Origin of the sequence: Kitasatospora sp. NPDC049285 (assembly GCF_040678815.1) — a bacterium.
GTDB lineage: Bacteria > Actinomycetota > Actinomycetes > Streptomycetales > Streptomycetaceae > Kitasatospora.
Window position 1 is genome coordinate 1 of the sequence record NZ_JBFAQR010000031.1, and the last position, 21468, is coordinate 21468.

A 21468-nucleotide genomic window follows, 5' to 3' on the forward strand; every position below is an offset into this window, starting at 1 on the left:
GTGGAGGACAGCGCCGGGCCGACGCCACCGTCCGCGCGCTTGACCAGCGTCGCGTCGAGGTTCTTCCACGCGCCGTTCTGGTAGCGGCGCACCGGAGCGAAGCTCTGGTTCATGGTGAAGGAGCCGTCGGCGTTGGCGGTCAGCGTGTCGGTGGCCGTGGTCGCGGCCTCGATGGGCACCGCCTTACCGGTGTGGCGGGCCTGCGCCGAGGCCTGATCGGCCGTCAGCGGCTTGGCCTTGGCGGGCGCGACGGGTGCGGGAGCGGTGGGGTTGGCGTGTGCGGCAGCGGTGAACGCGGTGAGCGACGCGGCGGCGAGCGCCGTCGTCACCGCCCCGGCCAGCCACCGCCGGCCCGGGGTGACCGATCTCGGTCTGGTCATGGCAAAGGATTCCTCGTCCTGGGATGAACTGATCAGCCCAGGGCGGCTCCAAGCCCCCCCGAGCGGGAAGCAGCCTCCCATGCCGTTCGCGCACGTGCGAGTCTGATCGGCCGTGAAGTTGCCGCGGTACGCCGGATTCGTCAGCTCTTTACCCGATTTGACTTGTCATCAGGAAGTAAAGGATTCGTCAAACTCGTTGGCCTGCTCTCGAACTTCGAGTGACTCGACAGGTCGTGCACTGTCATAGTCGCTGCCGAGCCGGCCGGTGCGCCGGGGGGTTTCTGCTGCCCGTGTGGCGGCTGAGCAGGGGGCGGTCCTTCGCATGCCCAGTTCTGATCTGATACGTCCCAGACGGGGCGGATTGCGACCGAGAAGCCTGGGGGTGCTGTGCACGGCCGCCCTGGTGGCCTCGTTGACGGCGGCTCCGGCGTTCGCGGTGCCGCTGTCGTCGTCCAAGCCGGGGGTGCCGGGCGCGGCGGCGGTCAAGGGGGTCAAGTCCCTCGCGGCCAGGAAGATCGAGGTGCCGGACGACGCGAAGCGGGCGTTCGCGCCGAAGGCGGTGGCGTGGCCGAAGGCGGCTTCGGGTCGGGCGGCGTCGGCTGCTCCGGGTGCGAAGTCGCAGGCCGCGGGGACGCCGGTGTGGGTGAAGGCGGATTCCTCCGCCGCTGCGCCGGGTGTGGACGTGAAGGTGCTGGACCAGGCGAAGAGCGCCCAACTGGGTCTATCAGGCGTGGTGTTCACCGTGGACGGCGGTGACGCGCGCGGGAAGGTGCGGGTCGGGGTCGACTACTCCGCCTTCGCGGAGGCGCTGGGCGGCAACTGGGCGTCGCGGCTTCAGCTCGTCTCGCTGCCGGCGTGTGCGCTGACCACGCCGGAGGTGGCGGCGTGTCAGGTGCGGACGCCGTTGAAGACGGACCGCGACGCGGCCGGGAAGTCGGTGTCGGCGGAGGTCGACCTCGGCTCGGCCGGTGCGGTGAAGGCGAGCGCGACCGACACCGGGAAGGTCGTTCCGGCTGTCTGGTCGGGCAACGCCTCGGCGGTGCAGGCGTCTTCGGCCTCGGCGCCGATGGTGCTGGCCGCCGCCTCGGGATCGGACGACGGCGGTTCGTCGGCGGGCTCGTACGCAGCCGGCGCGCTGAGCCCCAGCGGTTCGTGGACCGGTGGCGGATCCGCGGGCTCGTTCGGCTACTCCTACCCGCTGGGGGTGCCGGGCGCGTCGAGCGCACTGACGCCGAAGGTCTCGCTGGACTACGACTCGGCGGCGGTGGACGGCAAGACCGCCAGCACCCAGGCGCAGTCCTCGTGGGTGGGCGACGGCTGGTCGACTCCCGACTCCTCCATCCAGCAGACCTTCGTGCCGTGCTCGTCCGATCCGGAGGGCTCACCCGCACCGTCGGCCACGGCGGACCAGTGCTACGCGGGGCAGATCCTGACGCTCTCGCTGAACGGCTCGTCGACGTCGATCGTCTACGACGCCTCGAAGGGCACGTTCACGTCGAGCAACGGTGACGGCTCGAAGATCGCCCACGTCACCGGTTCCAACAACGGGACGGGCACCTACAACACGGACTACTGGACGGTCACCGACCGTTCCGGGACGGTGTACTACTTCGGGCGCAACCAGCTGCCGGGGTGGTCGTCGGGCAAGGCGGTCACCAACTCGGTGGACAGCGTGCCGGTGTACTCCTCGCACTCGGGTGACCCGTGCTACAACGCCTCGGGCTTCGATGCCTCGGTGTGCACGATGGCCTACAAGTGGCACCTGGACTACGTGAAGGACGTCCGGGGCACGGCGATGTCCTACTACTACGCCCAGGACACCAACTACTACGGGCAGAACAACGGGGCGTCGAACACCAAGTACGTGCGCGACTCGTACCTGTCCCGGATCGACTACGGCTTCCTGGACGGTGGCGCCTACGGCACCGTGCCGGACCAGGTCTCCTTCATCACCGGCTCGCGCTGCGTCGCCACGACGTGCGACCCGATCTCGGCGGCGAACAACGCGACGCAGTACCCGGACGTGCCGTTCGACCTGATCTGCAACCAGGGTGCCACCTGCACGCCCAAGGCGCCGTCGATGTTCTCCACCGCGCGCCTCAAGCAGGTCGTCACCAAGCAGTACGACACGGCGAGTTCGCAGTACAAGCCGATCGACACCTGGGACCTCGCACAGACCGAGCCCCCGACGGGTGACGGCACCTCGCCCACCCTGTGGCTGTCGACGATCACGCGGACCGCGAGCGACACCTCCGCCGGCGGCTCCGGCACGCTGGCGCTGCCGCCGGTGAAGTTCGCCGGCACCACGATGCAGAACCGCGTCGACACCGCGAACTTCCCGGGCATGTTCCGCTACCGCCTGACCGCCATCACCACCGAGCTCGGCGCGGTCACCGGCATCAGCTACGGCCTGCCGAACGCGTGCACCGCGGCCTACGTGGCCTCCGCCAACGCGTCAGCCAACACCAACTCCTGCTACCCGGTGAGCTGGACGCCGAAGTTCTACTCGGCGCCGATCACCGACTGGTTCCAGAAGTACGCGGTCACCCAGATCCTGGAGGCCGACGCGACCGGCGGCGCCCTGCAGAAGGCCACCACGTACGAGTACCTCGGCGGCGCGGCCTGGCACTACGACGACAACGAGGTCGTCCAGGCCAAGTACCGCACCTGGGGCCAGTTCCGCGGCTACGCCACCGTCGTCACGCGTACCGGTGACGGGGCGAACGACCGCAAGACCAAGTCCGTCACGGACTACTACCGCGGCATGGACGGGGACTACCTGACCCCGACCACCACGCGCAGCGTCAGCGTCACCGACTCCCAGGGCGGCGTCCACCCCGACAGCGCCCAACTCTTCGGCTCCGCGCTGGAGACCACCTCGTACAAGGGCGACGGCGGCGCGGTCGAGAACTCGACCGTCAGCTCGTACTGGATCTCGCCCGCCCTGGCGACGCGCAACCGCACCGGACTCCCTGCTCTGACCGCGAACACGGTCAAGCCGGTGGAGACCTTCACCCGGCAGGCCGTCACCTCCGGCTGGCAGTACACCGAGACCGACACGACCTACAACTCCAACACCGGCGACGCGAACTTCGGCCTGGCGACGGCGACCTACACGCACACCGTGCCGGTCAACCCGGCCTACGACCAGTGTGCGGTCACCACCTACGCGCCGGCGAACACCTCGCTCAACCTGGTCGGCCTGATCGCCTCCCAGGAGACCGACTCGGCCGCCTGCTCCGGGTACATCCAGGGCGCCAAGCCCTCGGTTCCGGCGTCCGTCAACGCGCTCGGCGCGCCGGCCTCGGTGAACCGCCCGGCGCAGGTGGTCTCCGCGCAGCAGAGCTTCTACGACGACCCGAGCTACGCGACGGCCTTCCCGCAGAGCGCCGCTCCGACGGTCGGCAACGTCACGATGGAGCGCAAGGCCTCCGACTACTCGGGCGGCTTCAGCTGGCAGACCGTCAAGCGCTCCACCTACGACGGGTACGGGCGCCCGCTGGTCGTCTACGACGGCAACGGCAACGCCGGCACCACCAGCTACACGGTGAACGCGGTCGGCCTGACGACCGGTCAGTCCGTCGCCAACGCCAGGGGCCAGGCGATCACCAAGACCTTCGCCCCGGCCAGAGCCCTCACGATGACGGCGACGGACGTCAACGGCGTGGTGGCGACGACCCGGTACGACGTGCTCGGACGGCTCACCTCGGTGTGGCTGAACTCGCGCCCGACCAGCGGCCCGGCTGACCTGCTCTACACGTACACCATTGCGCAGGCCGGCGTGTCGGGGACGACCGCGCAGTCGCTGAACGACTCGCTCGGCTACGCCACGGCTTACACGATCTACGACTCGCTGGGCCGGGTGCGGCAGACCCAGGCGCCGACACCCAAGGGCGGACGCCTGATCGCGGAGTCGTTCTTCGACTCGCGGGGCTGGGTGCGGAAGAAGAACAGCGCCTACTGGGACCCGGACAACTCGCCGTCCCTGTCGGTGGCCTCCGTGCCGCAGGACTCGAAGGTCCCCGACCAGACCGTCTCCACCTACGACGGCCTCGGCCGGGTGGTGGTGGACACCTCATACCAGTACGCGCAGGTCAAGGAGGTCACCACCACCGTCTACGCGGGTGACCGCACCACGGTGATCCCGCCCGACGGCGGCACGGTGAAGAGCACGGTCAAGGACCCGCTGGGCCGCACCGTCGAGAGTGACGACTTCAGCGTCCGGCCGACCGTGACCGCTCCGGCGGACACCTTCACTGGTACTTACGCCGTAAGTGGTGGTACCAGTCAGGCGATCACGTACGGCTTCGACGGGCACGGCAAGCAGAGCACCGTCACCGCCAACGGCTCGACCTGGACCACCACGTACAACCTGCTCGGCCAGGTGACGGCGAAGAACGACCCGGACGCGGGCGCCGACAGCATGCTCTACGACGCTGTCGGCAACCTCGTGCAGACCACCGACTCGCGCGGAAAGGCTGTCAGCACCACCTACGACGTGCTGAACCGCAAGACCGGCACGTACGCGGCCACCCTCGCCAACAAGAGCTCGGCGAACCAGCTCGCCTCCTGGGTCTACGACAACGACAACAGCGTCGCCGGCGTCACCAACCCGATCGGGCACGCCACCACGACCACGTCCTTCGACCAGGGGCAGGCTTACACCACGCAGGCGGTCGGGTTCACCGTGATGGGCAAGTCGGCCGGTGAGACGGTCACCATCCCGTCCGCCGAGGGACTGCTCGCCAAGAGCTACACCTTCAAGCACGTCTACACGGCGATCAAGGGGCTGCCCTACAGCGACCAGTCCCCGGCCGGTGGCGGCCTCCCGCTGGAGACCATCACCTACACCTACGCCACCGCGCTCGACCTGGCCAACGGCGCCACCTCCGGTACCACCGGCTACACCCAGGGCACCAGTTACGACGCGTTCGGGCGGATCGAGCAGAGCACGCTCGGCACGGGCACGAACCTGGCGTACATCACCAACACCCACGACGTGCACACCGGCCAGCTGACCGACCAGCTGGTGTCGCGGTCGAACACCGGGACGCCGAGCGACGTCGACAAGCAGCACTACGACTACGACCTGGCAGGGAACACGACCCGTCAGACCTCGACCCGGCTCGGCGCGACCACCGAGACGCAGTGCTACTCCTACGACCAGCTGGACCGGCTCACCCAGGCGTGGACGGCGACCGACTCCTGCGCCGCAGCCCCGACCGCGCTCAACCACTCCCAGGTGGGCGACCCGATCGGCGGCGGCGCGTACTGGACCGACTGGCAGTTCGACGTGCTGGGCAACCGGACGGTCCAGACCGAGCACTCCACCACCGGCGGCGCCGATGCCGCCACCACCTACACCTACAACGGCAACGGGGCGAACCAGCCCCACAGCCTCACCTCGACCAGCAACGGTTCCGCCTTCACCTACGACACCGCCGGCAACACCCTGCAGCGGACCACCCCGGCCAACGGCGCGCAGACCCTCACCTGGGACGACGCCAGCCGCCTCGCCAAGGTGCACGGCACGGCGGGCGACACCACCTACGTGTACGACGCCAACGGTCAGGTCCTGCTGCAGAAGGACCCGGCCTCCACCGTCCTCTACCTGCCCGGTGAGCAGATCACCCTGGCCGGCGGCGCGACGACCGGCGTCCGCTACACGGCGCTGCCGGGCGGCGGCACGGTGGTGCGCACCGGCTTCGGCGCCAGCTACCGGTTCGAGATCGCCGACCCGCACGGGACGGCGACCCTGAGCCTGGACAGCACGGCGCAGACGCCGACCTGGCGCCAGTTCACCCCCTACGGCGCACCCCGGGGCACCGCGGCCACCTGGCCCGACAACCGCGGCTTCCTCAACGCGCCCGCCAACGGGACCACCGGGCTCACCACCCTCGGCGCCCGGCAGTACGACCCGGTCACCGGCCGGTTCGCCAGTCTGGACCCGCTCTTCGCGGCCGACGACGCCCAGCAGCTCGGCGGGTACAACTACTCGGCGAGCAACCCGGTGGTCAAGAGCGACCCCTCGGGCCTGCGACCCGACCCCGACAGCAAGTGGTGCGACACCCACGCCTGCCCCACCCCGGCCCCGCCGAGCACGGGCACCGGTACGGGCACGCCGCAGGATCCGCCGGGGTGTGCCCACACCGTCAAGTGCGGCCAGGGCGACGACCCGAACGCCAAGCTGAGCGACTACGACAAGAAGATGATCACCTACTCGAAGATCATCAAGACGTCCCACATCAACATGGTGTCGCTGCTCTTCGGCAAGGACGCGGAGACGCAGGCGGGCAAGGACTACGCCGAGTACCGCGAGTGGGTCGAGATGTGCAAGAAGGACATCAACTGCTACGCGGAGATCGACGACAAGTTCGCCGGCTCACTCGACCCCGGAGACCCGTGCGCGAGTGAGGCGGCGCACGCCAGCGGCGCCTGCGGCCTGGAGCGCCCCGCTCCGGACGGGCTCGGGGAGTGGCTGGCCCTGCACGGCCAGATCTCGGCCTCCGGTTGCGTGATCGGTGTGGTGTGCGCGAACGCCACCTTCCAGGGCGGCTACGTCTGGGGGTCGTTCTCGGTCAACGCGCCCTTCCTGACCAAGGACTCGGACCTCGCCAAGCCCGGCGCGTTCTCCACGTTCCGCAGCGCCGTCAAGGCCGGCCTGGGCGGCGGCATCTCCGTCGGCGTGAACAACAAGATGCCGCCGGACCAGAACCTGGGCAGCGGCGGCATCTGCGGGTTCGACGGCGTCGGCGGCTGCATCACCGGCGCGCCGCCCGGGCCTGGCGGGAACATCGGGGTGTCCGTCGGCGGCGGCGTCGGCATCTACCCGACCGGATCCCGGTCGACCGACCCGATCTTCCTGACCCAGCTCCCCGGAGCGGCCTACCGCTGGATCACCCGCTGATCCCCTGACGCCACCCCGAAGGCACCGAAGGCACCGAAGGCCCCGACTCGCCGAGCCGGGGCCTTCGGCCTTCCCGGGCCGGCGCGCGTCTGCCGACTCACGCCGGGCGGGCGCCGCCGGGGCACGCACCTCGACGGCTTCCCGTCAGTCGCCCATGGCCCCGGCCCCCCTTGGGGCTGGGGGAGACGCCCGCTGATCCGACGTGAGTCGACAGACGCGCCCTAGGATGCGGCCTGTGACCGAAACCCTGCAGGACGCGGCGCTCGTCCTGGTGTTCATCGTGCTGGGCGGGCTGTTCAACGTCGCGGAGATCGCGTTGATCTCGCTGCGCGAGGGGCAGATCCGGACGCTGGAGACGGCCGGGTCGCGGCGGGCCGCGCGGGCCGCGCACCTGGCGGCGGACCCGAACCGGTTCCTGGCGGCGGTGCAGGTCGGGGTGACCTGCATGGGGTTCCTGTCGGCGGCGTTCGGCGCCGACACGCTGTCCGGGAAGCTGGCGCCGGTGTTCGTGGACGCGGGCCTCTCGACGGGCGTCGCGGACGCGGTGGCGCTGGTCTCGCTGACCCTGGTGATCTCGTACGCCTCGCTGGTGCTGGGCGAGCTGACGCCCAAGCGGATCGGCCTGCAGCGGGCCGAGTCGATCGCGCTGCTGGCCGCGCCGGTGGTGGACGTGATGTCGGTGGCGCTGCGGCCGGTGATCTGGCTGCTCGGCCACTCGACCAACCTGATGGTGCGTCTGCTGGGCGGCGATCCGACCGCCGGGCGCGGCGCGATGAGCCCCGAGGAACTCCGCGGGCTGGTCGCCGCCAACACCGAACTGGGCAGCGACGAACGCGAGTTGATCAACGACGTGTTCGCCGCGGGGGAGCGCCAGCTGCGCGAGGTGATGGTCCCACGCACCGAGGTGACCTTCCTGGACGCCGACCGGCTGGTCAGCGAGGTCCGCCCGGAGGCCGACTCCTCCCCGCACTCCCGCTACCCCGTCACCGAGGGCTCGTACGACGCGGTCACCGGCTTCGTGCACGTCCGCGACCTGTACGGGGTGCGCGGCGAGCAGGCCGCCCGGGTCCGCGACCTGGCCCGGCCGGTCAAGCTGCTGCCGGCCACCAAGCGGGTGCTGGAGGCGATGGGGGAGATGCGCCGGGAGGGCCACCACCTGGCGATCGTGGTCGACGAGTACGGCGGCACCGCGGGCATCGTCACCCTGGAGGACCTGGTCGAGGAGGTGATCGGCGAGATCCGCGACGAGTACGACGAGCAGGACACCACCGCCACCCGCCGGCTGGCCGGCGGCGGGGTCGAACTCGACGGCCTGCTCAACCTCGCCGACTTCGCCCAGGAGACCGGCTTCGCGCTGCCCGAGGGCCCGTACGAGACGGTCGCGGGCTACGTGGTGCGCGAGCTCGGCCGGCTGCCGGAGAAGGGCGACCAGGTGGTCGCCGACTCGGGGGCGCGGCTGACCGTCGCCCGGATGGACGGCCGGCGGATCGAACGGGTCCGGGTGAGCGCGGTCACACTGGCCCATCCGGTCGGGCCGGAGGTTTCCTGAGCGACCGGTGGAACTGGAAGAATGACCGCATGGTCAACGCAGCGGTCACCGGTCCCGTGAAGGACCGTCCCCGGGTGCTCTCCGGCATCCAGCCCACCTCAGGCTCGTTCCACCTGGGCAACTACCTCGGCGCGGTGCGCCAGTGGGTCGACCTGCAGAAGGAGAACGACGCCTTCTACATGGTGGTGGACCTGCACGCGATCACCGTCGAGCAGGACCCGGAGACGCTCCGGAACAACACCCGGATCTCCGCCGCGCAGCTGCTCGGCGCGGGCCTCGACCCGGAGCACTGCACCCTGTTCGTGCAGTCCCAGGTGCCCGAGCACGCCCAGCTGGCGTGGGTGATGAACTGCCTCACCGGGTTCGGCGAGGCCTCCCGGATGACCCAGTTCAAGGACAAGTCGGCCAAGCAGGGCAACGACCGCACCACGGTCGGCCTGTTCACCTACCCGATCCTGATGGTCGCCGACGTGCTGCTCTACCAGGCCGACGCCGTCCCGGTCGGCGAGGACCAGCGCCAGCACCTGGAGCTCACCCGCGACCTCGCGGACCGCTTCAACACCCGCTACGGGCAGACCTTCACCGTCCCCAAGCCGTACATCCTCAAGGAGACGGCGAAGATCCAGGACCTGCAGGACCCGGCCGCGAAGATGAGCAAGTCCGCGGCCACCGACAAGGGCCTGGTGAACCTGCTGGACCCGCCGAAGACCAGCGCCAAGAAGTTCAAGAGCGCCGTCACCGACACCGACACCGTGGTGACCTACGACGAGGCGAACAAGCCCGGCGTCTCCAACCTGCTGCGGATCCACTCCGCGATGAGCGGGATGAGCATCGACGAACTGGTCGCGCACTTCGACGGCAAGATGTACGGCGCCCTGAAGACCGAGCTGGCCGACCTGTTCACCGAGTGGGTGACGCCGTTCCAGGCCCGCACCCGGCAGTACCTGGACGACCCGGCCGAGCTGGACCGGGTGCTCGCGCTGGGCGCCGAGAAGGCCCGCGCGGTGGCGGCCGAGACGCTGGCCCAGGTGTACGACCGCATCGGCTTCCTGGCGCCGAAGCGCTGATGCCGACGGCTGCCGTCCCCGGTGGTGACGACCTCGACGAGGCCGTCACCATCGGCGTGTCCATACACGTGCCGGAGCCGTACGGCAGCCAGGTGCAGGACGCCCGGGCCGGGCACGGCGACCCGCAGGCCCGGGCGATACCCACCCACGTCACCCTGCTGCCGCCCACCGAGGCCGGCACCGGGCGACTGCCGGAGATCGACCGCCACCTGCGCGCGGTGGCCGCGCTGCAGCGGCCGTTCCGGATGCTGCTGCAGGGCAGCGGCACCTTCCGCCCGATCTCCCCGGTGGTGTTCATCCGGGTCGAGGAGGGCGCCCAGGAGTGCCGGGTGCTGGAGGCCGAGGTCCGCTCCGGGCCGCTCGCCCGCGAGCTCGCCTTCCCGTACCACCCGCACGTCACCGTCGCGCACGGCCTGAGCGAGCCGGTGCTGGACGAGGCGTACGAGAAGGCCCGCGGTTTCCGCGCCGCCTTCGAGGTCGCCGAGTTCGTGCTCTCCCGGTTCGGCGCCGACGAGGTCTGGCGGCCCTGGCGCAGCTACCGGTTCGGCATCGCCTGAGCGCCCGCTGAACAGCGCATGAGTGCAGGTTGAGGGCGGTCTGACCGTTTCACCCGCAGGCACTGCCAGTTCGATGAGAAAGCTTCGTCGGCACTTCGCCCGCCGTTGTGTCCTTGTTAGCGTCGCGACCAGGAACGAGGCGCGGCGGGAGAGACATGGCGGCCAAGACGGTGCTGAGGCCGGTCCGACGGGCCGCCGGACGGGCCCTGCGGGCGTGCGGACTGCTGCCGCCCCCGCCGTCCGCCCCCGTCGATCCGCAGCGGCTGCGCGAGGACGAGCTGCGGGCCGCCGGTGTTCAACTCGCACGCGATCGAGACCGGACTGCACCGGATCCCCGGCCTGGCCGAGCACTTCCTGTACTTCAACGACGACATGTTCCTCGGCCGGCCGGTCCGCCCCGAGGACTTCTTCCTCGGCAGCGGACTGCCCAAGGTCTTCCGCGACACCCGGATCGTCCCGCCGCCCGCCCCCGGCACCGACGTCTACACCGCCGCCCAGCAGACCACCCGCCGCCTGCTCGAACGCGACCACGGCCGCGCCCTCACCCGGGTGCTCAGCCACGTCCCCTACCCGCTGCGGCGCAGCCTGCTGCGCGACGCCGAACGCCGCTGGGCCCCCGAACTGCGGGCCACCGGCCGCTCCGGCTTCCGGGCCGGCACCGACGTCGCCCCCATCACCCTCGCCGCCTACCACGCGCTGCTCACCGGCCGCGCCGTCGACGGCGCCCTGACGCACGCCTACCTCGCCACCGACCGGCCCGCCGACCGCGCCCGCCTCGCCGACCTGCTCGACCGGCGCGACCTGGACGTCTTCTGCCTGGCCGACGGCGGCGACCGCCCCGCCGCCGAACAGGCGCACGCGGTACGGGAGTTCCTCGCCGCGTACTTCCCGGTGCCGGGCCCCTGCGAGGGCGCGGGACAGCCGACGAACCGTCAGGCCGTCCCGCGCGGCGCGAACACCCGGGCGTAGCGCGGGCTCCCGAAGCGGGGGCTACCGCGCTCCCGCTACTTCTCGGCGGCCGCCAGCAGCGCGTCGACCACCCGCGCCGACGCCTGGCCGTCGTCCAGGTCGCCGTACGCCTCCTTGAAGGCCGCGTACTTCTGCGCGTACTCCGCCGCGAGCTCCGGCACCCGGCCGAGCGCCGCCACGACCTCCTCGGAGGTGCGCAGCAGCGGACCCGGCGCCTGCGCCTCGAAGTCGAAGCTGAAGCCGCGCAGGTTGTCCCGGTAGTGCTCCAGGTCGTAGGCGAAGAACAGCACCGGCCGGCCCGTGCACAGGAAGTCGAACACCGACGCCGAGTAGTCCGTCACCAGCACGTCCGCGACCAGCAGCAGCTCCGCCATGTCGGGGTAGCTGGAGACGTCCCAGACGTAGCCGTTGCCGGCGTCCGGCACCTGGCCGCAGATCACCTCGTGGCTGCGCACCAGCAGCACCTGGTCCTCGCCCAGGGCGGCCTTCGCGGCGTCCAGGTCGAGCCGCAGGTCCAGCTGGTAGCCGCCGTCCGGCAGCCGGCGGTCCTCCCGGAAGGTCGGCGCGTACAGCACCACCCGCTTGCCCTCCGGCAGGCCCAGCTGCTCGCGCACCCGCTCCGCGGTCTTCTCCCGGTCGGCGGCGAACAGCACGTCGTTGCGCGGGTAGCCGCTCTCCAGCACCTCGCCCTCGTACCGGAACGCCCGCCGCAGCACCGGCGCCGACCAGCGGTTGCCCGCCAGCACCAGGCTCCACTGCGGGACCTCCTGGGCCAGGTGCTCCAGGTAGTCGGAGTCGGTGAACCAGACCTTCTCGAAGTCGTGGCCGATCCGCTTCAGCGGGACGCCGTGCCAGGTCTGCAGCACCACCTGGCCGGGGCGGCGGCGGAAGAACGTCGGCAGGTGGGTGGAGGCGACCACGTACTTCGCGGTGGCCAGCGCCTCGAACCACTCCGGCGAACGGTGCCGCAGCGGCTCCGCGGTCTGCGGCAGCTCCGTCTGCAGGTCCACCGAGGTCCACAGGTGACGCAGCGGCAGGCCGCGGCGCACCAGCTCCTCGTGCACCGCCCGCGGCGAGTCGGCGTACGCGCCGCCCAGCGCCGACCAGCGGTCCTCGCGCACGCCGTGGTACAGCACCGTGTCGGTCAGCGGGGCGCGCTGCAGCTCGGCGAAGGCGAGCCGCTGCTCGCGCTGCCGGTAGCCGCTGCGCTCCTCCGGCGCCAGCGCGTCGTACGCCTCCAGCGACAGGCCGTCGAACAGGCGGCGCTCCAGCGCGATGGTCTTGCCGCGGGCGTCCACCTCCAGCGGCAGCGCGTCGTTGGCGGACGCGCCGACCAGCGCGGTCGGCCAGCGGCTGCCCGCGGCGGCGCCGACCGGGCGGAACAGCACCGTCCAGGTGCCCTTGTGCAGCGGCACCCGGCCGGCGAACGACGCGGTCGGCACGGCCGGCAGCGCCGCCCGGAACCGGCCGTCGGCGATCTCCACCGGGTAGGCGTGCTCCTCGCGCAGCGTCTTGTGCCGGATCACCAGCTCGTAGCGGTGCTCACCGGGCAGCGGGAAGGAACCGGAGACCACGAAGCCCTCGGTGCCCTGCGCCGGGGCGACCTCCTCCACCACCGGCTGCAGCACCTGGTCGGACAGCTGCAGGTAGCCGCCGGGGGAGGGCTTGGCGTACAGCGCCCGGGTGCCCTCGGCGATCGCCGTGTGCAGCGTCGGCACGGCCTCGCGGTCGTCCAGCACCACCGGCAGCGCGCCGCCCTCGGCGAGCTTCAGCTCGACGTCCCAGCGGTCGCGCAGCCGCTCCGCGGCGGCCGGGTCGAGGGCGTCCCAGGCCTTGCGGACCGCGGTCAGCGCCTCGACCGCCACCTGCGCGGTGAACGGCACGTCCCGGCCCTGCGGCACGCCGAGCTCCAGCGGCACCACCACGTCGCGGTCGGACTCCACGTGCTTCAGCCGCAGCTCCGCACCGGCCAGGTCGGGGCCGGAGCGGACCAGGCCGCGGATCTCCAGGCCGCCGCGCTCGGCGGTCACCGACACCGCCCGGGCGCGCACCCGCTCCACCCGCAGCAGCAGGTAGGTGTCGCGCAGCCAGGGCACGATCCGCACGTCGTCCGCGACCCAGTGCACCGGCGGGTGCTCGGCGCGGTCGTGCCAGCCGCCGGCCACCCGGCCCTTGTACACGCCGCCCTTGCCGGCGCCGGCCACCAGCACCCGCCAGGAGCCTTCCTTCCACTCCCCGCGGTGCTTGAGCCGCTGCGGGTCGATGGTGGCGGAGAAGCCCGCCCAGTCGCAGCTGTACAGGTCGTGGTTGGAGCTGGCGGTCGCCTCCGGGCTGTACTCGGCGCGGGTCTGCACGCCCACCACCCGGCGGCCGGTCGCCTCGCGCAGGATCAGCGCCCGCACCATGTCGTGCTTGTGCTCGGCGCCCAGGTGCTCCGGGTAGGCGTGCCCGGCGAGCTGCAGCTTGCCGTCCTCCCAGCGGGCCTCGTACAGCCGAGAGCGCATCACCAGCGCGTTCTTCAGCCGCAGCACGTCCGCCGGGACGGACTTGCGGCCGCCGCGCAGGAACGGGTAGTCGGCGAACGGGCGGAGCAGGCCGCGGGCCGGGGCGGCGCCGTTGCTCTCCTTCTCGAACCGCAGCTGCTCGATCAGCTCGTCCATCCGGCCCTGCAGGGTCAGGTGGTACTTCAGCCGCAGCGGCGCCCGCATCCTGCGGACCTGGTCCGGGCCGATGGCGCGCAGCAGCCGGGTCACCGACTCCAGGTACGCGGCGTTGTACGCCTCGTCGCCCTCCAGCACCGAGTTGAAGAACATCGGGATCTCCTCGACGAGGTTGTTCTCGTCGTAGGAGCGCAGGTACTTGCGGAACTTCGGGTCGGACTGCGAGGTCATCCAGTCGCGCACCAGCTCCATCGACTTGACCCGGTCGGTGACGCCCCGCGGGTTGGTCTTCATCTGGGTGATCGACATCTCGCCGACCTCCCGCTCGCGCCAGTGGTAGATCGGGTCGGCCAGCACGTCCACCCGGCGGGCCAGGTAGTGGTGCGGCACGCTGACCGGCGCGTCCTCGTACAGGATGCCCTCGGGGTACAGCACCCCGGCCTCGTCGAAGAACGCGCGCCGGTACATCTTGTTCCACGCGGTGCGGTCGGTGACCAGCGCCGGGATCTCGGTGACGTGGGTGCGCAGCCGGGTCGCCGCGAACGGCTTCTTGTGGCCCCCGGACTGGTAGTAGCCGATCGCGCGGAACCGCAGCACGTTGCCGGTGCAGAAGTCCGAGCCGGTCTCCTCCAGGGTGCCGATCATCAGCTCGTACGCGGACGGCGGCAGGGTGTCGTCGCTGTCCACGAAGGCGAGGAACTCGGTCCCCTCGGCGATGTGCCGGTAGCCGGTGTTCCGGGCCGCCCCCAGGCCCTTGTTCACCTGCTTGACCAGCCGGAAGCGGGAGTCCTTGGCGGCGTACGCCTCGGCGATCGCCGCGCTGGAGTCCTTCGAGCCGTCGTCGACCATGACGCACTCGAAGTCGTCGAAGGTCTGGGCGGCGATGGAGTCCAGGCACTCCTCGAGATAGCGCTCGACGTTGTAGATCGGGACGACGACGGACAGACGGGGGGCCATCGGTAGCGCAGAGCCTTTCCTCAGGAGGTGCGACCGGGTTGCCCGAAAATGCGAGTAATCCGGACCGTTACCAGCGGCGATCCTACCTCCCGATTGTTGCTAGTCTGCGCCTGGCCAGGCCAGGTCCAGGAGAGTGAGAAATGCCCCGGTTCAGCGTCATCGTCCCGGTCCACGCCGTCGAGGAGTACCTGCCCGCCTGCCTGGAGTCGGTGCTCACGCAGTCCTTCCGGGACTTCGAACTGATCGCCGTCGACGACCGCTCCCCGGACGGCTGCGGCGCGCTGCTCGACGAGGCCGCCGCCCGCGACCCGCGGATCACCGTCCGCCACCTGGAGCGCAACGTCGGCCTCGGCCTCGCCCGCAACGCCGGGATCGAACTCGCCACCGGCGACTACCTGCTCTTCCTGGACAGCGACGACACCCTCACCCCCGACCTGCTGGCCGCCGCCGACGCCCGGCTGCGCGCCACCGACGACCCCGACCTGCTGGTCTACGACTACGCCCGCTCCTACTGGGACGGCCGGGTGGTCCGCTCCGCCTCCGCCCCGGTGTTCGCCAGGCCCGGCGCCGAGGTCTTCACCCTGGACGAGCGCCGCGACCTGCTCGACCTGCTGCAGGTGGTGTGGAACAAGGCCTACCGCCGCGAGTTCGTCGCCCAGCAGGGCCTGACCTTCCCCGCCGGGTACTACGAGGACACCCCGTGGACCTACCCGGCGCTGCTCGCCGCCGAGCGGATCACCCTGCTCGACAAGGTCGGCGTGCACTACCGGCAGCGCCGCGAGGGCGGCAACATCCTGGCCACCGCCTCCCGCAAGCACTTCGACGTCTTCGACCAGTACGACCGGGTCTTCGCCTTCCTGGACGCCCGCCCCGACCTGGACCGCTGGCGCCCGGTGATCTACCGGCTGATGCTCGGCCACCTGGCCACCGTGGTCGGCAAGCCCGGCCGGGTCCCGGCCGGCGACCGCCGCGAGTACTTCCGCCGCGCCGCCGACCACTGCGCCCGGCTCCGCCCCGACGGCTACCGCCCGCCGGCCGGCCCCGAGGGCGTGCGCGGCGAACTGCTCAGCCGCGGCAGCTACCTCGGCTTCCAGAGCCTGCGGGTGCTCGCCAAGGCCCGCCGCGCCGTCCGGCACTGACGGACCCTCACCCCACCCGCACGCGTCGCTCCCGGGCCCTCCACCGGCGGCGCGGTATACAGCGAGGCGTGGACTTCCTCACCAAACTGCCGGTGATCGGCCCGCTCGTCTCGTGGGTGCTGCGCAGCCGCGCGTACCGGGTGTACCTGCTGTTCACCGACGTCCAGGGCAACCGGCTGGCCGGGGCGGTCACCTTCTTCGGCTTCCTCGCCCTGTTCCCGCTGCTCACCGTGGCGCTGGCGATCGCGCTGGCCACCCTCTCCGACTCCCGGGTGCACCAGCTCCAGGACAAGATCTCCGAGCAACTGCCCGGCCTGTCCGACTCGCTCGACCTGAACGCGATGGTCGCCAACGCCGGCACCATCGGCCTGGTCAGCGGCGTGCTGCTGCTGGTCTCCGGCCTCGGCTGGGTGGACACCATGCGCGGCTCGGTGCGCGCCGCCTGGCGGCTGCCCGCGGAGGGCGGCAACCCGGTGCTGGTGAAGGCCCGCGACTGCCTGGTGCTGCTCGGCCTCGGCGTGGTCTGCCTGGCCTCGCTGGCCGCCTCCGCGGCCGCCACCACGCTGGCCCACCGGCTCGCCGACTGGCTCGACCTCGGTGGCGGGGCCGCCCGCTGGCTGCTCTCCGCGCTCGGCTTCCTGATCGCCGTCGGCGCCGACCTGCTGCTCTTCGCCTACCTGCTCGGCCCGTTCCCGCGGATCCACGGCCAGCGCCGCCGCGCCCTGCTGGCGGGCGCGCTGATCGGCGCGGTCGGCTTCGAACTGCTGAAGCTGCTGCTCTCCTCGTACCTCGGCTCGGTCGCCGGGCGCAGCCTGTACGGCGCGTTCGGCGTGCCGGTGGCGCTGCTGCTCTGGATCGACTTCGTCGCGCGGCTGTTGATGTACTGCGCGGCCTGGACGGCGCTGGCCGACCCGGAGGCCGCCCGGCAGCGCGCCGTCGAGCAGGCACGCAAAGCCCTCGAAAACGCCGAAGGATCTCCGGAGTTTCCCCCTGTCCAGCATCCGGACGAATGACTATGATCCCGGTCACAGTCGGTTGGTCGACCCCCCTGAGCCCAGCCGCACCGAGCTCTCTGGAGGTCGCGTGTCCAGCACCGACACCACCGCCGCGCCGGCGAAGCCCGCCACGCCCGACGACGTCCCCGGCTGGTTCTTCCGAGTGGACCGCGAGGTCTTCGGCTGGCTGCTGAGCCGACAGACCGGCGCCGGCGTCACCGGCGACCTGCTCGAACTCGGCGCCTACCTCGGTCGCTCCGCCATCCTGCTCGGCGACCACCTGCAGCCCGGCGAGTCGTTCACCGTCTGCGACCTGTTCGACTCGGACGCCCCGGACGACGGGAACTCCGCCGAGATGAACATGTCGTACCGCTCCACGCTCACCCGGCGCGCCTTCGAGACCAACTACCTGGCGTTCCACCCCGAACTGCCGACCATCGTCCAGGCCCCGACCTCGGTCCTCGCCGACGGCCGGATCCGCACCGGCAGCTGCCGCTTCGTCCACGTCGACGCCTCGCACCTGTACGAGCACGTGGCCGGCGACATCCTGGTCGCCCGGGACGCACTGGCCAAGGACGGCATCGTCGCCCTCGACGACTACCGCGCCCCGCACACCCCCGGAGTGGCCGCCGCGGTCTGGGAGGCGGTCTTCACCCTCGGCCTGCGGCCGGTGCTGCTCACCCCGGAGAAGTTCTACGGAACCTGGGGCGACCCGGACGCCGTCCGCGACGACCTGCTCGCCCGGGACTGGCGCGGCGACGGCTTCCGGATCGACGAGGAACAGCTCGCCGGGCAGCGCTGCCACCGCCTCGCCTACGACGAGCCGTCCCCCGCCGCCCACCGCTCCACCGCCCGCCGGGTCGCCCTCGACGTCCTCCCGCCGATCGCCGCCCGGGCCGCCCGCAAGGCGCTGCGCGCGGCCCGCAACCGCAAGCCTGCCTGACGGCCCGTCGCCCCCCCCGGGCCTGACCTGCCGTCAGGCCCCGCGGCGGGCCGCCCGGCGGCGCAGCGCACGCAGCCGCAGCAGCCCCGCGCCCGCGACCGCCGCGCACACCGCGACGGCCCACCAGGTGGCCATGTCCGGGCCGTCGCTCGCCGCGGCGTGCGCGGCACGGGCCGGGCCGGCGGGCGGCTGCGCCGCGCCGTTCGGCTGCGCCGCGCTGCTCGGCGGGCCCGCGGCGGGCTGCGGGGCCGGGCTCGGCGAGGACTCGGCCGCCGGAGCCACGGGAACGCCCCGGTCCTCGGCGAGGGTCCCGACGGGGGTGACCTTGTCGGCCGCGGCGAAGCCCCAGTCCAGCAGCGCCGCGGTCTCGTCGTACACCTTCGGGTTGGTGACGGTGTGCATCACCGTCACCAGCAGGGTGCGGCCGCCGCGTTCGGCGGCGCCGGTGAAGGTCGCCCCGGCATTGGTGGTGTAGCCGTTCTTCACCCCGATCAGGCCCGGGTAGGTGCCGAGCAGGCGGTCGGTGTTGGCGATCCCGAAGCTGCCGCGCTGCCCGGTCGTCTTGTCCACCGCACCGGGGAACTGCGCCGAGCGGGTCCCGCAGTACGCCCGGAAGTCGGCGTTCTTCAGCCCGGCCCGGGCGAACAGCGTCAGGTCGTACGCCGAGGAGAGCTGCCCGTCCATGTCGTAGCCGTCCGGGGTGACCACATGGGTGTCGCGGGCCTGCAGCGCCTCGGCGCGGGCCTGCATCTCGGCGACGGTCGGCTCGACGCCGCCGTTCATGTGGGCGAGGACGTGCACGGCGTCGTTGCCGGAGCTCAGGAACACCCCGCGCCACAGGTCCTCGACCTTGTAGTCGAGGTCCTCCTTGATGCCGACCAGGCTGCTGCCCGCGCCCATGCCCATCAGCTCGGCGGGCGCCACCCGGTGCACCGTCGCGGCCGGGAACTTCGGCAGCACGGTGACCGCGAACAGCATCTTCAGCGTGGAGGCGGGCGGCAGTTGGCTGTGCGGGTTGAACGAGGCCAGCACCTCGCCGCTGCCGGCGTCGGCGACCATCCAGGACTTGCCGGTCAGACCGGTGGGCAGCGGCGGCGCCCCGGGCAGCGGAGACACCTGCACCCCCGCCATGCCCAGCCGCTCGCCGCCCACGACCGCGGGCGGAGGGGCGTCCGCGCCGTCGGCGCGGGCGGCGGGTGCGCCGAGCGACACCACCAGGACAGCGGCGGCCGAACCGTGGACCAGTCGGCGGATTATCTGCATACCGGAACGGTCCCCAGCCGCCGCCCGCCCTTCCCGGACCCCGCCCGCCGACGCCACGAACGAGTACCCCCGGCTGCTCCGTTCGGCGCTCCCCGCATACTGGACGGGCATCCCGTCTGCCGCGAAGGACCCGTCATGAAGCTCAGCCGCCCGGTCTCCTGGTTCCTCACCGCCTTCGGCGTCTGGTCGGTCTTCATCTGGACCACCTTCGTCAAGAACCTGTGGAAGGACTCCGGCGGCCAGGCCTTCGTGAACGGCGACCACGGCCAGCCCACCGCCTTCTTCTGGGTCCACCTGCTGCTCGCCGTCACCTCCCTCGCCCTCGGCCTCGCCATCGGCTGGATCGGCGTCCGCGGGCTGCGCGCCCTCAAGCGCGCCGCCGTCGCGCAGCCCACCGAATAGCCCCGCGAACAGCCCCGCCGAACAGCGCTCCCGGATCTGACGTGAACACTCTGTCGGTGGCCGGATCCTGCTGCTAGCCTGCCCGGCACGAGTTCCGGGCGGCGGCGGGCGAGGGGCTTGTCGCCGGGCCCGGGGAGCAGGGGACTTGGGGAGGCTCGCGATGAGCACCAGTGCCACCCTCGACCACGCCAGGCCGGAGTGGGGCGTGCGGCAGGAACGGGAACGGCGGCACCGGCGCGCCAAGTCCCGGCTACGACTGCCCTTCGCGGTCGCCGCGGCCAGCGAGGCCGTGCTGCTGTTGTGGTGGCTGGCCGCGTACCCGGCGTTCACCGCGGGCGACCCGGACGGCTCGGCGCCGCTGTACGCGGCGGCCGTCCGCTGGACGACCCGGCTCACCGGCACCACCGGCACGATCACCCTGCTGCAGACCTTCGCGGTGGCCTTCGCCCTCGGCTACCTGACCGCCGCACTCGCCCGCTTCGGAGTCCGCGGACGCTACACCGGACCGGTCGCCCTGGCACTCGCCGCACTGCCGCCGACCGGCGGCTTCGTCGTCTCGCTCACCCCCCAGGTCGCGTACACCGCAGGCGTCCTGATGCTCAGTGGGGTCGGCCTGCGGCTGCTCGTCCGCCGCAGCGAAGGCACCCTGCACCGCGGCGGCCCCGCCCAGCGACTCGACCTCGCCGCGCTCTTCGCGGCCGTCCTCGTACTCGCCCTCACCGGCACCCGCGGAGCCGGCACCGCGCTGGTCGCCGTCGCCGTGCTGCTGCTCTTCCTGCCCCGGGTACGGGCCCGGCTCGCCCTGCTCACCGCCGTCGCCCTGGCCGTGCCGATCGCCCTAGGCCTGTTCGGACACCCCGCCAGCCACGCCGGCGACCTCCACACCCTGCGCGCCGCCGACCTGGCACTCGCCTACCACCGCGACCCCACCCAGTTCACCCCGGCGCAGCGCACCGTGCTCGCCGCCGTCGCCCCGCTCACCGCCTGGGACGCGGCCGGCGCCGACTGCTCCTCCACAGCGGCGCTCACCGCCCGCTGGGGCGAGGCCGCCGCGGCCCGGCGCGGCCCGCAACTCGCCGAGATCTGGCAGCAGTTGCTCCGCGACCACCCCGACCGGGTGTTGGACGCCCGGCTCTGCCGCGGACGCCTCGCCTGGGGCGTGTGGGCCGGCACCGCCGACCAGCACGCCGAGACCCTGGTCGCCCCCGCCGACCCCGACTCCCGCGGCCTGTTCGCCCCGCTGCACTCCGTCGCCACCTGGAGCACCACCCTGCTGCGCGCCCCGCAGCTCGACTGGATCCTCTGGCGCGGCGCCCTCTGGGCCTACCTCGGCCTGGCCGCCGCCGTCCTCTACGCCTGGCGGCACCGGCTCGCCGCGATCGTCCCGGTAGCCGGCGCGGCGCTCCTCGGCGTCCAACTCGCCCTCACCGCCTCGGCCGCGAACCAGGACTACCGCACGATGGCCCCGGCGCTCTTCCTCGGCCCACTCCTCCTGACCCTCGCAACGGTCAGGTCGGGAGGACCGAACCAGGGGCTCGGGGAACTGCGAGGCGAGTGACTCGCGGTCTCGGGCTGGCTGTGCGTCATGGAGACCTCTGAGCGCCCAGATCTCGCAGCGCCCTCGAACCCTCGCCGCCACGCACTCCCGCCGTTCCCCGGGCCCCTTGTGAGCTTCGCTCA

The 21468-nt window shown here is 72.0% G+C and carries 12 protein-coding genes and 1 pseudogene; 10 read left to right on the top strand and 3 right to left on the bottom strand.

The features are described from left to right. Positions 1-380 (bottom strand): annotated as a pseudogene (locus tag AB0K51_RS20415) (hypothetical protein); the annotation flags it as partial. A 382-nt stretch (positions 381-762) separates the two neighbouring features. Here AB0K51_RS20415 and AB0K51_RS20420 point away from each other — a divergent pair. The 5 genes from AB0K51_RS20420 to AB0K51_RS20440 all read left to right on the top strand — a co-directional run bounded on the left by AB0K51_RS20420 (position 763) and on the right by AB0K51_RS20440 (position 11429). Beyond that, the gene (locus AB0K51_RS20420) at positions 763-7287 is read left to right on the top strand and encodes an RHS repeat-associated core domain-containing protein (RefSeq protein WP_363457233.1); all 6525 of its coding nucleotides are present in this window, start codon (positions 763-765) and stop codon (positions 7285-7287) included. Between the two features lie 226 nt (positions 7288-7513). Continuing rightward, the gene (locus AB0K51_RS20425; protein ID WP_363457235.1) at positions 7514-8836 is read left to right on the top strand and encodes a hemolysin family protein; all 1323 of its coding nucleotides are present in this window, start codon (positions 7514-7516) and stop codon (positions 8834-8836) included. Between the two features lie 29 nt (positions 8837-8865). Continuing rightward, positions 8866-9903, top strand: coding sequence for a tryptophan--tRNA ligase (trpS, locus tag AB0K51_RS20430; protein WP_363457238.1), 1038 nt, complete (start codon positions 8866-8868; stop codon positions 9901-9903). After that, entirely contained in the window at positions 9903-10460 is a 558-nt protein-coding gene (locus tag AB0K51_RS20435) for a 2'-5' RNA ligase family protein (RefSeq protein ID WP_363457241.1), read from the top strand. Before trpS ends, AB0K51_RS20435 begins: the two co-directional genes overlap by 1 nt. 291 nt (positions 10461-10751) lie before the next feature. Beyond that, a complete protein-coding gene (locus tag AB0K51_RS20440; RefSeq protein WP_363457244.1) occupies positions 10752-11429 on the top strand; it encodes a stealth conserved region 3 domain-containing protein in 678 nt (225 codons plus the stop codon). 35 nt (positions 11430-11464) lie between these two features. On the opposite strand, the gene AB0K51_RS20445 is transcribed toward AB0K51_RS20440, so the two are convergent. Next, positions 11465-15046 (bottom strand): CDP-glycerol glycerophosphotransferase family protein, encoded by a 3582-nt coding sequence (locus AB0K51_RS20445; RefSeq protein ID WP_363457246.1) that lies wholly within the window; start codon positions 15044-15046, stop codon positions 11465-11467. 140 nt (positions 15047-15186) lie between these two features. On the opposite strand from AB0K51_RS20445, the gene AB0K51_RS20450 reads away from it, so the two are divergent. The 3 genes from AB0K51_RS20450 to AB0K51_RS20460 all read left to right on the top strand — a co-directional run bounded on the left by AB0K51_RS20450 (position 15187) and on the right by AB0K51_RS20460 (position 18123). Then, on the top strand, positions 15187-16185 hold the full coding sequence (locus tag AB0K51_RS20450; protein ID WP_363457249.1) for a glycosyltransferase: 999 nt from the start codon (positions 15187-15189) through the stop codon (positions 16183-16185). 68 nt (positions 16186-16253) lie between these two features. Further along, a complete protein-coding gene (locus AB0K51_RS20455; protein WP_363457252.1) occupies positions 16254-17198 on the top strand; it encodes a YihY/virulence factor BrkB family protein in 945 nt (314 codons plus the stop codon). 70 nt (positions 17199-17268) lie between these two features. Further along, complete coding sequence (locus tag AB0K51_RS20460; RefSeq protein WP_363457255.1) at positions 17269-18123, top strand: class I SAM-dependent methyltransferase; 855 nt, start codon at positions 17269-17271, stop codon at positions 18121-18123. Between the two features lie 33 nt (positions 18124-18156). On the opposite strand, the gene AB0K51_RS20465 is transcribed toward AB0K51_RS20460, so the two are convergent. Further along, the gene (locus AB0K51_RS20465) at positions 18157-19386 is read right to left on the bottom strand and encodes a D-alanyl-D-alanine carboxypeptidase (RefSeq protein WP_363457258.1); all 1230 of its coding nucleotides are present in this window, start codon (positions 19384-19386) and stop codon (positions 18157-18159) included. 135 nt (positions 19387-19521) lie between these two features. Here AB0K51_RS20465 and AB0K51_RS20470 point away from each other — a divergent pair, with 135 nt between their 5' ends. After that, positions 19522-19788, top strand: coding sequence for a hypothetical protein (locus tag AB0K51_RS20470; protein ID WP_363457260.1), 267 nt, complete (start codon positions 19522-19524; stop codon positions 19786-19788). Positions 19789-19948: 160 nt separating this feature from the next. Then, entirely contained in the window at positions 19949-21346 is a 1398-nt protein-coding gene (locus AB0K51_RS20475) for a hypothetical protein (RefSeq protein WP_363457262.1), read from the top strand. The last annotated feature ends 122 nt before the right edge of the window (positions 21347-21468 follow it).

Coding starts and splice junctions, on each gene's coding strand:
- trpS (WP_363457238.1), top strand. CDS start 8,866: ATGGTCAACGCAGCGGTCACCGGTCCCGTGAAGGACCGTCCCCGGGTG.
- AB0K51_RS20445 (WP_363457246.1), bottom strand. CDS start 15,046: ATGGCCCCCCGTCTGTCCGTCGTCGTCCCGATCTACAACGTCGAGCGC.
- AB0K51_RS20435 (WP_363457241.1), top strand. CDS start 9,903: ATGCCGACGGCTGCCGTCCCCGGTGGTGACGACCTCGACGAGGCCGTC.
- AB0K51_RS20470 (WP_363457260.1), top strand. CDS start 19,522: ATGAAGCTCAGCCGCCCGGTCTCCTGGTTCCTCACCGCCTTCGGCGTC.
- AB0K51_RS20465 (WP_363457258.1), bottom strand. CDS start 19,386: ATGCAGATAATCCGCCGACTGGTCCACGGTTCGGCCGCCGCTGTCCTG.
- AB0K51_RS20475 (WP_363457262.1), top strand. CDS start 19,949: ATGAGCACCAGTGCCACCCTCGACCACGCCAGGCCGGAGTGGGGCGTG.
- AB0K51_RS20425 (WP_363457235.1), top strand. CDS start 7,514: ATGCGGCCTGTGACCGAAACCCTGCAGGACGCGGCGCTCGTCCTGGTG.
- AB0K51_RS20450 (WP_363457249.1), top strand. CDS start 15,187: ATGCCCCGGTTCAGCGTCATCGTCCCGGTCCACGCCGTCGAGGAGTAC.